Origin of the sequence: Pontivivens nitratireducens (genome assembly GCF_014235845.1) — a bacterium.
In the GTDB taxonomy this organism is placed as follows: Bacteria; Pseudomonadota; Alphaproteobacteria; order Rhodobacterales; family Rhodobacteraceae; genus Pontivivens; species Pontivivens nitratireducens.
This window is the reverse complement of the sequence record NZ_JACJUQ010000006.1, coordinates 196,181-208,821: the sequence shown is the minus strand read 5'-3', so window position 1 is coordinate 208,821 and position 12,641 is coordinate 196,181. Positions and strand designations below refer to the sequence as shown.

Annotated in this window: 14 protein-coding genes; 2 read left to right on the top strand and 12 right to left on the bottom strand. The window is 63.5% G+C overall.

Features of this window, described 5'->3' with window-relative positions; translation table 11 throughout:
- Position 1: 1 nt before the first annotated feature.
- Genes H1S03_RS09385 through ypfJ form a run of 3 tightly spaced genes read right to left on the bottom strand, consistent with a single transcriptional unit; the run spans position 2 to position 2,464 of the window.
- Positions 2 to 901, bottom strand: a complete 900-nt coding sequence (locus H1S03_RS09385; protein WP_185804194.1) for a YihY/virulence factor BrkB family protein — start codon at positions 899 to 901, stop codon at positions 2 to 4.
- 7 nt (positions 902 to 908) lie between these two features.
- Positions 909 to 1,544: a PRC-barrel domain-containing protein gene (locus H1S03_RS09380; protein ID WP_185804193.1), complete on the bottom strand. Its 636-nt coding sequence runs from the start codon at positions 1,542 to 1,544 to the stop codon at positions 909 to 911.
- Between the two features lie 50 nt (positions 1,545 to 1,594).
- The gene (ypfJ, locus tag H1S03_RS09375; RefSeq protein WP_185804192.1) at positions 1,595 to 2,464 is read right to left on the bottom strand and encodes a KPN_02809 family neutral zinc metallopeptidase; all 870 of its coding nucleotides are present in this window, start codon (positions 2,462 to 2,464) and stop codon (positions 1,595 to 1,597) included.
- Between the two features lie 154 nt (positions 2,465 to 2,618).
- On the opposite strand from ypfJ, the gene H1S03_RS09370 reads away from it, so the two are divergent.
- The gene (locus H1S03_RS09370) at positions 2,619 to 3,347 is read left to right on the top strand and encodes a SapC family protein (RefSeq protein ID WP_185804191.1); all 729 of its coding nucleotides are present in this window, start codon (positions 2,619 to 2,621) and stop codon (positions 3,345 to 3,347) included.
- A 238-nt stretch (positions 3,348 to 3,585) separates the two neighbouring features.
- Here H1S03_RS09370 and H1S03_RS09365 read toward each other — a convergent pair whose 3' ends face one another.
- The 9 genes from H1S03_RS09365 to H1S03_RS09325 all read right to left on the bottom strand — a co-directional run bounded on the left by H1S03_RS09365 (position 3,586) and on the right by H1S03_RS09325 (position 11,284).
- Positions 3,586 to 5,172: a SulP family inorganic anion transporter gene (locus H1S03_RS09365; RefSeq protein ID WP_221892655.1), complete on the bottom strand. Its 1,587-nt coding sequence runs from the start codon at positions 5,170 to 5,172 to the stop codon at positions 3,586 to 3,588.
- Positions 5,173 to 5,263: 91 nt separating this feature from the next.
- Positions 5,264 to 5,971, bottom strand: coding sequence for an aminoacyl-tRNA hydrolase (gene pth, locus H1S03_RS09360; protein WP_185804190.1), 708 nt, complete (start codon positions 5,969 to 5,971; stop codon positions 5,264 to 5,266).
- An 81-nt stretch (positions 5,972 to 6,052) separates the two neighbouring features.
- Complete coding sequence (locus tag H1S03_RS09355) at positions 6,053 to 6,697, bottom strand: 50S ribosomal protein L25/general stress protein Ctc (RefSeq protein ID WP_185804189.1); 645 nt, start codon at positions 6,695 to 6,697, stop codon at positions 6,053 to 6,055.
- Positions 6,698 to 6,874: 177 nt separating this feature from the next.
- Entirely contained in the window at positions 6,875 to 7,228 is a 354-nt protein-coding gene (locus H1S03_RS09350) for an MmcQ/YjbR family DNA-binding protein (protein WP_185804188.1), read from the bottom strand.
- Positions 7,225 to 7,845, bottom strand: a complete 621-nt coding sequence (locus tag H1S03_RS09345; protein ID WP_185804187.1) for a LutC/YkgG family protein — start codon at positions 7,843 to 7,845, stop codon at positions 7,225 to 7,227. The genes H1S03_RS09350 and H1S03_RS09345 overlap by 4 nt, the downstream gene beginning before the upstream one ends.
- Positions 7,842 to 9,269, bottom strand: coding sequence for a lactate utilization protein B (locus H1S03_RS09340; protein WP_185804186.1), 1,428 nt, complete (start codon positions 9,267 to 9,269; stop codon positions 7,842 to 7,844). Before H1S03_RS09340 ends, H1S03_RS09345 begins: the two co-directional genes overlap by 4 nt.
- On the bottom strand, positions 9,266 to 10,009 hold the full coding sequence (locus tag H1S03_RS09335; protein ID WP_185804185.1) for a (Fe-S)-binding protein: 744 nt from the start codon (positions 10,007 to 10,009) through the stop codon (positions 9,266 to 9,268). Before H1S03_RS09335 ends, H1S03_RS09340 begins: the two co-directional genes overlap by 4 nt.
- A gap of 37 nt (positions 10,010 to 10,046) precedes the next feature.
- A complete protein-coding gene (locus H1S03_RS09330; RefSeq protein ID WP_185804184.1) occupies positions 10,047 to 10,640 on the bottom strand; it encodes an extensin-like domain-containing protein in 594 nt (197 codons plus the stop codon).
- On the bottom strand, positions 10,637 to 11,284 hold the full coding sequence (locus tag H1S03_RS09325; protein WP_185804183.1) for a GntR family transcriptional regulator: 648 nt from the start codon (positions 11,282 to 11,284) through the stop codon (positions 10,637 to 10,639). Before H1S03_RS09325 ends, H1S03_RS09330 begins: the two co-directional genes overlap by 4 nt.
- 190 nt (positions 11,285 to 11,474) lie before the next feature.
- Between H1S03_RS09325 and speB the strand changes: the two genes are divergently transcribed.
- Positions 11,475 to 12,416: an agmatinase gene (gene speB, locus H1S03_RS09320; RefSeq protein ID WP_185804182.1), complete on the top strand. Its 942-nt coding sequence runs from the start codon at positions 11,475 to 11,477 to the stop codon at positions 12,414 to 12,416.
- Positions 12,417 to 12,641 lie beyond the last annotated feature (225 nt).

Here is a 12,641-nt window from a genome sequence, read left to right as displayed (position 1 = left end):
TCTAGCTCTCCACCGGAGTTTGCGGTCGCCAATAGCGTGGTGCCCGTTCGATCTCGCGGTTCAGCAATGCGCCGAACAAGACGATGAAACTGGTAACGAAAAACCACATCATCAGGGCGGCAACCGCGCCGATCGAACCATATATCTCATTGTAATTGCCGAAATTTCCCAGGTAATAGGAAAACATCGCCGAGACTGACATCCACAGGATCGCCGCCACGATTGCCCCGAACGAAAAAAGCGGCAACCGCTCACCCCGTCGGTTCGGGCCGAAATGGTACAACATCCCGATCGCCAGCGTCATCGCCCCCAGACCTATTCCGTAGGTCACTGCCTGCACCAGTATTTCCGTGCTGCCCGGCAGTGGGACGAACGCGAACAGCACCGGCATCGCGACCAGCGCCAGAAGGGCGAAAATAACGATGCCGATCAGGGTCAGGGTCAGGATGATCGCCGTTGCCGTATGGCGCAGAAATGTCCTGCGTTCCCGATCTGAGAAGACCAGGTTCAACCCCTCCAAAAGCGCGTTCGAACCGGCGCGTGCGAACCACAAGGTAAAGAGGATGGACAACAAACCGCGCAAGCCGTGATCGGACCTTTCGGTGGAAAGGATGCTCATCAACTGACCTTGGATAAGGTCGAATGCAGAGGGGGGCAGAAAATCCCTCATCTCGTTGATATGAATGAGGATGATCGTCGGATCGGAGACGTAGCCATATGTCGCGATCAAAAACGCCAGAAACGGAAAGATCGACAGCGTCGCGAAGAAAGCCATTCCGCCGGCCGCCAGAAACAGCGATCGGCCACCCACACCATCAATGATACGGCCCATGGCAAGATACCAGTCGCGTCGCGTCAAGCGGGTCAACGGGCGCAGGCCATATGTCAGACGGGGGTTCAAATACTCCTCATGCTCCGATGCCGTAATATGTCAGCAAGGTGCCTGATCCCGTAGTGGTAATCTGGTCGTTCTCGAACACGTCGGGGGCGGCACTGATCTCCTCCTGCGTTGCATCGACCTTGCCCTTGCCATCGTCCCAGTTGATCGAATTGATCTTCGCAGTGGGCAGGAGCACTTGCCGGTCGGGAAGCCACGATCCGGTTTCCACCACTACGAACGGAACCATCATGGTATCGGTATCGACAACGATGTCCAGCACGCGACCCACTGGACCTTCGTTCAGGTCGAGGGACAGGCCCTTGTAGGCTTCGCCCGAACGCAAGGTGCCGCGCGTTTCTGGCAGGGGTGAGAAGACCATGTCCTTAACCTTTTCCAGCGCGGATTCGGGTTCCTGGCGAACCGGCTCACATCCCTTGATTGCCTCGGTCGTGATGTCTACGGGCCATGTTCCGGCCTCCACATCGGGGGTTCCGAACGCTGCCGCTGGCATGGCGATGGTGCGCAGGTCCAGCAAGCCGTTCATGTCCACGACAACCTCGCGGACATTCATCTCCGCCGTCAGGTAGAGCCCGCGAACCTTGGCGGCCTCGCCACCCGGCGTTTCCGTCGACAGGGTGGTCAGATCGTGCAATTTCATCAGCATGAAAATTCCCTCACATTAAGTGCTTCACCCTATCAACGCCCCCCGACGGGCTAGAGTTCGGTTTCCGCAAACGTGTCGCAGTCCGAAACGGAACCTGTGCGGTATCCCCGGTCAAACCAACGCATGCGTTGTTCCGACGTTCCGTGGGTGAAGCTGTCGGGCACGACGTAGCCCTGAGCGCGGCGCTGCAGGGCGTCGTCGCCGATCGCCTCGGCGGCATTCATCGCCTCGGCTATGTCGCCCGGCTCCAGCGTGTCGAACATCTGTTCCGCACGATTGGCCCAGATCCCCGAATAGCAATCCGCCTGCAATTCCAGCCGCACGGTCAGGCGGTTGGCGTCGGTTTCGCTGACGCGCTGTCGCTGGGCGTTCACCTCGGGCAGGATGCCTTGCACGTTCTGGACGTGATGCGCGACCTCATGTGCGATCACGTAAGCCTTTGCGAAATCACCGCGCGCGCCGAGCTCCCGGTCCATCACGTCGAAGAAATCGAGGTCGATGTAGATTTGTTCGTCACCCGGGCAATAGAACGGACCGACCGCGCTGGACGCCTGACCGCAGGCGGACCCCACGACGCCGCTGAACAGGACCAGTGTCGGCCGGGGATAACTGGCACCGGCGCGTTGGAAGAGGTCGGTCCAGACTTCCTCGGTATCGGCCAGGACAACGGCGACGAACTCCTCCGTCTCATCATCTATCCGATTGGGGCCGGATGGCGCGCTGGTCTGCTGGACCGGCCCCCCGTCCAGAAGACCGCTGTTGAGGATGAAGGACGGATCGAACCCGAACACCAGCCCGGCCAGAACCACGACAACCGCCCCGATGCCACCGCCAGCGACGACGGTGCGTCCCGCACCCCTGCCGCCAGAGCGGCGCCGATCCGAAATATTCCTGCTCGCACGGCGACCACGCCACTTCATATTCAACCTCCACCGCTGGTTAGAGACAGGAAACTATAGCGAAGCGTGTCAAAGGCCACGGTCACGCCATGATTCCCCTCCTATTAGGCTATGAATGGTGCACATCATTTGCGATAACGAATTCAAACCGAAGACTGTCCGGGAGCGACGACCAATGACCAAACAACTAATGATCTACGAGCGCGCAGTACCTGTTTCGTCGGAAGCGCATCGAGACTGGTCCGTTCTGGCGGGCCGCGATTTCTCCTTTGCCAGCGGAATCAACTCCGTGCCATTGCTGGCAGCCGAATTCGCGGCCGCGGCGGGCGAGCATACCATCGTTTTCGCGGGTGAGGACGACGCGATCTTCCCCTCGGTCATTCTGGGCCAGCGCGATGGTGAGAACGCGCATATCGGCGAAAACGGAAAATGGCTGAGCGGATATATCCCCGCCTTCCTGCGCCGCTATCCCTTTGTCTTCGCCGCGACGGAGGACAATTCCTCCTTCACGCTGTGCATTGATGAGGAGTTCGAGGGCTTCAACAAGGACGGCAAGGGCGAGCGTCTGTTCGACAGTCAGGGCGAGCGGACCGAATATCTGGAGCGGATGCTGAAGTTCACGTCCGACTATCAGGCGCAGTTCAACCGCACCCAGATGTTCGCGAAGCGTCTGGCGCAGCTGGATTTGCTGGAGCCCGCACAGGCGCAGTTCCGCGATGCGGAGGGCAAGCAATCCAGCCTGACCGGGTTCAAGACCATCAAGCGCGACGCCCTGCGGCAGGTCCCGGCCGAGACTTTGGCCGAGATGGCCAAGACGGATGAGTTGGAGCTGTGCTACCTGCATCTGCACTCGCTCAACAATCTGCCGACAATGAATCAGCGCCTCGCCGCCAAGGCTGCCTGACCCAGACCTTGCGGGGCCCGCGCATCAGGCGCGGACCTCGCCTCCACTGTCTCGCTTGGACGGTGAGACGCCCCGCTGCGGTCATCGCCTCCGCAGCAACACACTTCGACACAATCGGTTACGCGCCTGTGACGGCGGCCCGCTTGGCCGGGCATTCATTCCGAACCGAGCACCGATACAGACGAGTCACGCTGCCGCATCTGTGCTGCATCGCGACTGGAAGCGTGACCCGGCGATTTCAGTGCCCGACTGGCGCGCCCGGCGGGTTGTCGCGATCCACGAACAGTTCGTATTTCGGATCGTGCTCCTCATCGCGCACCACCAGCCGCGTATAATCGCCCAGACGCTTGGCGCAATCGGGGCTGAGGCCGTGGAACTCCAGCGTCTTGCCCTCACGAATATACCGCTCTGCCAGTGATTTCAGCGCATCGACCCCGGACATGTCCCAGACGCGGCTGTCGGTAAAATCGGCGATCACGCGGGCGGGATCGGTCTTGGGCGTGAACAACTCGCGAAACTTGTCGGTGGAGGCGAACATCACCGGACCGTTCAGGTGATAGGTCTTCACCCGTTCATCATCGGAGCGCCACGTGCGCGCGCTGACCAGGCGGCTGACCCGCCAGGAATGCACCAAAGAGGCCAGAATAATGCCCACGACCACCGCGACGGCCAGATCTTCAACCACCGTCACACCGGTCACCACCACGATCAGCAGCGCATCCGACAGCGGCACCTTGCGCATGACCTGGAACGTCCGCCAGGCGAAGGTTCCGATCACCACCATGAACATCACGCCGGTCAGCGCGGCCAGCGGGATCTGCTCGATCAGGGCCGATCCGAACAGGATGAAGCTGAGCAACGCCAGCGCCGCCACGACGCCCGACAGCCGGTGCCGCGCCCCGGACGAGATGTTGATCATGCTCTGCCCGATCATCGCGCAGCCGCCCATGCCGCCAAAGAAACCGGTAACGATGTTCGCCGCGCCCTGCGCCACGCACTCGACGGAGTTGCGGCCCCGCGTCTCGGTGATTTCGTCGATCAGGTTGAGGGTTAGCAAGCTTTCGATCAAGCCGATCCCGGCGAGGATCAGCGCGTAGGGAAGAATGATCCCCAGCGTTTCCATGTTGAACGGCACCATCGGGATGGCAAAGGTAGGCAGGCCACCCTCGATGCTGGCCAGATCGCCCACGTTGCGCGTGTCGAGGCCCAGCAGTTCCACCACAGCCCAGACGCCGATGATCGCGACCAGCGGGGCCGGAACCGTGCGGGTGATGCGCGGCAACAGCCAGATGATCGCCATGGCCAGCCCGACCAGCGCCAGCATCAGCGCCAGATCGGCCCCTTGCAGCCAGGTGTGCCCGCCACCGGGGGTCGCGATCTGAAACTGCTCCAACTGGGCCAGAAAGATCACGATCGCCAGACCGTTGACGAAGCCCATCATGACGGGCTGCGGCACCAGCCGGATGAACTTGCCCCATCGCAGCGCGCCGAAGATCACCTGAATGATCCCCATCAGAACCACGGTCGCGAACAGATACTGCACGCCATGCTCCGCCACCAGTGCCACCATCACGACGGCCAACGCCCCCGTCGCGCCGGAGATCATGCCCGGTCGTCCCCCGAACAGCGAGGTGATCAAACCGACCATGAATGCGGCGTACAGTCCGACCAGCGGCTCCACCCCGGCGACGAAGGCAAAGGCCACCGCCTCGGGCACCAGGGCCAGCGCCACGGTGATGCCCGACAGCACCTCGGTGCGAACCTGCGGTCCATCCATGCGGAACCAGTTGTTGAAGTGACGTTGAAGGTAAGGGGCCAGAAGCATGGAAATCCTTTCAGGAGGAATCTGTGCGCCGTGGCACAGCCGTTCGATCCGCGCTCATAGCATTGCGGAAGTGTAAAGGGAAACCCGGCGGTTATCGTCGAAACCGATCGGCCAGACGCTCCAGCGCGCTGCGCTCGTCGGTGGGGGATTCGGTGGGGGCTGCGGGCGCAGAACCGGCCTTCGGCACCGGATCCGAGGCCGCCTGCCCGGGTTTGGATTTCGACGACCGGGGCGGAGCGACGCGCAGGGCGACCGCGTTCAGAAACCGGCCGCTATCGCCCTTTGCCAGCTCTGCCGCGCCATCGCTGACGCCACGCAGCACGTCGTCCAGCCAGCCTTCCTCCGCCTTGGCGAAATCGGAGAGGACATAGCCGGACACCCGATCCTTGTGACCCGGATGGCCGATGCCCAACCGCACCCGCTGATAATCCGGGCCGACATGCGCGTGGATCGAGCGCAGGCCGTTATGCCCCGCGTGACCGCCGCCCTGCTTGACCCGCACCTTACCCGGTGCCAGATCCAGCTCGTCGTGAAACACGCTCAGGTCCGGCAGGTCGATCTTCCAGAAGCGCATCGCCTCACCCACCGACTGACCGGAATTGTTCATGAAGGTCGCGGGCTTGAGCAGCCAGACCTTTTCGGTGCCCAGACGCCCCTCGGCCACATCGCCCTGAAACTTCGTGCGCCACGGCCCGAACCCATGGTCCCAGGCCAGACGGTCCAACGCCATGAAGCCGATATTGTGCCGATTGCGCGCGTATTTCGCGCCCGGATTGCCCAGTCCGACGAACAGTTTCATGGCGATATCCCCTTCACAAACGAAAACGCGCACCGCTTGGAATAAGCGGTGCGCGTCCTCAGGTCCACAGATGGGACCGGATCAGTCGTTCATGACCGTATCATCGGTCTGTTCGATGACCTCGGTCTCGCCGTCTTCGTCCTCATCCTCGGTGGAGAGGCCACCCGGCGCCTGGATGTTCGCGATCACGAAATCGCGGCCGGTAATCATCGGGCGCGTGCCCTCGGGCAGGGTAATGTCGGAGATCGTAATGGTGTCGCCGATCTCGAACTCGGCCAAATCCACGACCAGCTGGTCGGGAATGTTGTTCGCGGTCACCTTCAGCTCGACTTCCGAACGAACGACGATCAGCGTGCCGCCCTTCTTGATGCCGGGGCAGGTTTCTTCATTCTCGAACACGACGGGGATGTAGAGGTTGATGCGGCTACGATCGGACAGGCGCAGGAAATCGACATGCGTCGGCAGATCCTTGACGATGTCGCGCTGAACGGCGCGGCAGATGACCTTGTTGTCCTTGCCGTCGACCTTGACGTTCATCAGCGTGGACAGGAACTTGCCCGCCTTGAGCAGCTTGAGCAGCTCATTGAACTTGACGCTGATCGACTGCGGCTCCGCGTTGCCACCGTAGATCACACCGGGGACCAGCCCCTCACGACGCGCAGCCCGAGCAGCCCCTTTGCCCGATGCATCACGCGCCACTGCTTCGAGAATCGTGTTCTCAGCCATTGGCTTTCTCCTAAAATCCGTTTCATGGCGGCGATCCTCCAGGGGTGTAAGCGCCGCGCGAAGCTGTCCCTTAGTCGATAAACCGGTGGAGATAAAGAGGCGCGTGCACGATCCGTGAAATACTTGCGCGCCCCGTGCGGCGCGGATGTCCGAAGGGGATATTTGGAGACAGAAGAATCAGCGCGGCGGCAGCGCGGCCTGGACAGCCTTCGCCAGACCGGCGCGCACCGTGTCGTAGGACGTGTCGATCCGGACCAGCAGATCGTCCAGCGCCGTATCGTTCAGATCGAAGGACACCCACCCGCCGCGCGGCAGGTATTTCGCCCGCTCTGCGGCCCCGATCTCGATCAGGAAATCGGCGGTGTCCACGTCCTGACACTTGACCGTCACGCGGTTCGCCTGGAGCCCCAGGATCGCGAAGACCTTCGCCTTTTCCGGGGGGCCGACCTTGTAGACATGGGCGTCGCCCCATTGCACCACCATGAACGCGCCGGGCAGACTGGCCGCGTGATCATCCAGCGCGGACCTCATGCGCCCAGCACGAAGATATGCAACGCGATCGGTCCATGGGCGCCCAGTTGCAGGACTTGCCCGATATCGGCGGATCGCGACGGGCCCGTCACCATGTTCACCGTGCGCGGGCTGGATCCTGCCGCGCGCAGGTCGGCGAAGACCCCCTCGAACCCGGCTTCGATATCCGCCGCATCCACCACCACGAAATGCGTCTCGCCCAGAAAGGTCAGCGTCACGGGATTGTCAGGGCCGGAGGTCAGGACCAGCGTTCCGGTTTCCGCCATGGCGCAGCGGGCCTTGGACAGGGTGGCGGGCTCATCGATTCGGCCCATGCCCTGCGATGCTGCCACCGTGCCCCAGTCCAGCGCGGCGAAGTCCGGCTCCGCCCCGTGCCGGATTGCGGCGGGCAGGTTGCGGTTGCGCAATTCCTCGGCCAGCGCGGCAGGCAGGTCCGCCAATCCATCGAGACGGGTGACCGTGGCGTCGGCAGCGGTGGCCTGCGCGATGAAACGCTCCACCCGGTCCGCGCCACTGGTCCGCGCGATTGCGGGCGTCGCCCCGCCGCCCTGCCAGACAATGTCGTCGCCTGTGGCCACGCGCCGGATGCGCCCGAGGATACGATCACGCGCGCTCATCGCTTCGCCCTCCACTGTGCCATGAAGGTATCGCCCTGCGGCGCGGGCATGTCGCGTGCGTCGGTCCAGCTGCCGGCCAGCGGCACCTTGCCCAAGCGGCCCCGCCCCCGTCCCAGCAAGCGCAACCCGGCCATGCCACCGCGCGTCGCCAGCCGGTAGAGCGCCGGGCGTTTCGCGAACCAGCCCCAGATGCCCAGGCCCCAGCGGGTGGCGGCGGGGGTCAGGTTCCTCTCGAACTCACGCTCACGCCAGTGACGCATCATCTTGGGCAGCGGGATTCGCATCGGGCAGACATCCTCGCAGCGTCCGCAAAAGGTCGAGGCGTTGGGCAGGTGGCCGCCCTCCTCCACCCCGATCAGGCTGGGCGTCAGAACCGCGCCCATCGGGCCGGGATAGACCCAGCCATAGGCGTGACCACCAACCGTCTGATAGACCGGGCAGTGGTTCATGCAGGCCCCGCAGCGAATGCAGCGCAACATGTCCTGAAACTCCGTGCCCAGCATGTTGGACCGGCCATTGTCGAGCAGGACGACGTGGTATTCCTCGGGGCCATCGGGATCGCCCGCGCGGCGCGGCCCCTGACTGAAGGTGGTGTAGACGCTCATGTCCTGCCCCGTGGCGGAGCGGGCGAGGATGCGCAGCACTGTGGCCGCATCCTCCATCGTCGGCACGATTTTCTCGATCGAGGCCATGACGATGTGCACCTTGGGCAGGCTCTGGCTCAGATCGCCATTGCCCTCATTCGTGACAATGACGCTCTGCCCGGTTTCCGCGATCAGCATGTTCGCGCCGGTGATGCCGACCTGCGCCTCGAAATACTTCGCGCGCAGGACGGCGCGGGCCTCCTTGAGCAGAGTGTCGAGGCCGGACAGATCGCGGTCCGGGTCCAGATGGGTGTGCGCCTTCAGGAACTCCTCACGCACTTGCGGAACGGTGACGTGCACCGCCGGGGCGATGATGTGGCTGGGCGTCTCATCACGCAACTGGATGATGTATTCGCCCAGATCGGTTTCGACCGGCGTGATCCCGTTGGCGGAAAGGTGGTCGTTGATCCCGCATTCCTCCGAGATCATGGTCTTGCCCTTGTTGACCGTCTTGGCCCCTGCCTTGCGGCAGATGTCGAGCACGATGGCCTGCGCATCCGCGGCCGTTTCGGCCCAGTGCACATGCCCGCCCGAGGCTATGACCTCACGCTCATACGCCTCCAGATAATCGCCCAGATTGGCCAGAACGTGATTCTTCAAATCGCGGCCCCGGTTGCGCAGGGCATCGAATTCATCCTCCCCCATCTTTGCGCGGGCGATGGCGCGCTTGCCGACGAAGCCGTTGCGGGCGGAACGCAGGGCGCTTTGCAGGTTTTCATCCGCCAGCGCGTCGCGTGAATTCTGCTTGAACTGCGGAGTGGTGGACGCGTGCAGGCTCATTTCGGCTCTCCGATGGCGGGGGTGTCGGTCATTCCGGCCAGAACCTCGACCACGTGCCGCACCTCGATGCCGCGCCCCTCACGACTGGCCTTGCCGGCCATGTTCATCAGGCACCCCAGATCGCCGGCCAGCAACAGTTCCGCCCCCGTATCGGTGGCATGGCGCACCTTGTCCGCGACCATGCTGGCCGAGATGTCGGGATATTTCACGCAGAAGGTGCCGCCAAAGCCGCAGCAGACCTCCGCCTCATCCATCTCGCGCACGGTGACCCCGGTCGAGGCGAGTAACTTGCGCGGCTGGTCCCGCACGCCAAGGGTGCGCAGGCCGGAACAACTGTCGTGATAAGTCGCCAGACGCGGCATGTCGGCGGTTACGCTTTCCACGCCCAGCACGTCCACGAGGAAGGATGTGATCTCATGCGTTTTCGCCGCCAGCGCCTGCGCACGTGGCACCCATGCCCCCTGCACCAGATCGGGATAATCCTTGACGATGGTGCCCGCGCACGAGCCCGACGGTGCCACGACGTAATCATAGCTCTCAAACGCTACGATCACCTGCTGCGCGATCTGTGCCGCCGTCGCCCGGTCGCCGGAATTGTAGGCAGGCTGTCCGCAACAGGTCTGCGCCTCAGGCACCTCAACCGTGCACCCGGCATCCTCCAGCAACTTTACGGTGGCGAACCCGACAGAAGGCCGGAACATATCGACGAGGCAGGTGACGAACAGGGCGACGCGGGGCATGAAACTCTCCGAATTGATCAGACTCTTGTAGCACGGGCTAACGGCAAAACGTAGCGCCGCCATATTCGTCGGTGACATCCAGATGCAGGTGATCGCGATGCGCCGCGTTGTAATTGGGGCCCAGTACGGTGTCGAACGGCCCGCAGGCGTGCCCCGCCGCCTCCTGCAAGATGGTGGTATCGGTCCAATCGTGCAGAACGCTCAAACGACTGCCATCGGTGAAGCCCACCGCAGACACGTCCACCGCGCGGCCCAGCGCATGGTTGCTGATCCGCCCGCCTGCCCGCCCGTAGCGGTTGCGACAGGCATAGCTGGCCACCGTGTCAACGCGCGAAACCTTACGCCCGCCCTTGCGGGCAGCACGCGACAGCCCGCCTGCCGTCCAGTCGGCAAAGGCCAGCGCCGTCCGACAGTCCATCACCGGAGCGCCCCCGATGGCGACGGTGCCTATGGCCGAGACCCGGACGGCGGCCGCGATCGCACAGGCCCCGCCGTCGATCACCGGGGGCAGCGCTTCGCCCTGCAGCCGCGGATCGCCGCACAGCGCGCCATCCACCGCGCCAGCACGGCGCTTGTCGCCGCTGCCACACGCGGTCAGGGCCAGCATCACGACACAGATGAGGCGCCTCAACTGACCAGCATCCGCAATCCGCCGGTCACATCGGCGCGGATCGCCAACCGCAGGCCCGGTTCGTCGCCCGCCTTCAACGCCGCGATGATCTTCATGTGATGATCCACGGCGCGGGTTTGTTGTTGGCGCGCATACATCGCGCGCAGGGTGGGGCCAGACTGCAGCCAGATCGTCTCCGTCAAGGCCAGCATCGCGGGGGCCTGCGCGCGCAGATACAACGTCCGATGAAACTCCATGTTCGCGCGCACATAGCCGTTGCGCGCGCCCTCACTGACCAGACGCTGAATCTCACCGTTGATGGACTGCAACCGGTCGATCAGCGCCATATGCGCGCGGGGCAAGGCACGCGCCGCCAGTTCCGGCTCCAACAAGGCACGGATGGCGGCCAACTCCTCGATCCGCTCGTTCGTCAGAGCGGGGGTGGAGATTCGGCCCGATTTCGACAGCGTCACCGCCCCCTCCGCCGCCAGACGGCGCAGGGCCTCACGCACGGGGGTGATGCTGACATCCATCTCCTCCGCCATACCGCGCAGGGTCAGGCTTTGCCCCGGCTCGATCTCACCGTGCAGGATACGGTTTCGCAACCGTCGATAGACCCGCTCATGCGCGGGACCGGGGCCGTCGATGCTTTGCGTGATGTTCATGCCGGAATGATCCGCCCACCGCGCCGGGGCGTCAAGTTGCTGCCTTTCACTTTCCCCAAATATCCGCGCCGCAGGCCCGCTGACGGCAGGATGCCTCCGGCGGGGATATTTTCAGAAAGTGAAAGCACGTCTGGACAGCATATGCAGTGCAGGTGCAACTGTGCACGCAAACCTCACCGGGAGAGATTTCATGGACCACCGCAAGGACTACGCCTTTACCGCCACCGATCTGAAGGCGGAAACCCATGACGAGATGTTCTTTTCCGGGGCCACCAGCTTTTGCCGGCGCAAATATGTACGCGAGCTGACCGGGGTGGATGTCGCGGTGGTCGGGGTGCCCTTCGACACATCGGTCACGAACCGGCCCGGCAGCCGCTTCGGCCCGCGCGCGGTGCGCACCGCCTCCACGAACCTGGCCTGGGCGCGGGCGTGGCCGTCCAGTTTCGACCCGTTCCAGCGCCTGGCGGTCGGCGACTGGGGCGACATTCACATCGAGCATGGCCATCCCGAACAGACGCCCGCCATGATCGAGGCGGCGATTGCGCATATCCACGCACAGGGCGCGAAAACCCTGCTGATCGGCGGCGATCACTTCACCACCTATCCGTCGCTGAAGGCGCATGTCGCGAAGCACGGGCCGCTGGCTCTGATCCAGTTCGACGCGCATACCGACACGTGGAAGGACGACGGCACCCGCATTGATCACGGCACGATGTTCTATCACGCCGTGGAACAGGGGTTGATCGACCCGGCGAAGTCCATTCAGGTCGGCATCCGCACCACCAATGACGACCCGATGGGGATCGAGGTGCGCGACGCCCTCACCGTCAACGACACCCCGACGGCGGACACCATCGCCGCGATACGGGCGCGTGTGGGCGATGCGCCCTGCTATGTCACCTTCGACATCGACGCGCTGGACCCGTCCTGCGCGCCGGGCACCGGCACCCCGGTCATCGGCGGGCTGTCCACGCACAAGGCGATGAGCATCCTGCGCGGTCTGCACGGTTTGAACATGGTCGGCTGCGACGTGGTCGAGGTTTCCCCCGCCTATGATGTGGGGGAGATCACCGCCCTGGCCGGTGCGACCATCGCGTTGGAGATGCTATGCCTTTATGCCAGCAACGCCTGATCGCCTGACACATCTCTCATGCGGTTTGGCTTCATGCGCTTGGCACGTCGCTCCCGATATCTACGGAGCGTCGCGATAAAGGGTAAGCTGGAAGGGGCCTTCGCCAATTGTTCGGACCGCCAGTATATTCGGTGAACATATCCACTGGCATGGCAGACCCTGGCGTCGGCACCGCCCTTTACAAATGAAAGGGGGCGGCGCCATCCGGCACTGCCCCCCTCTATT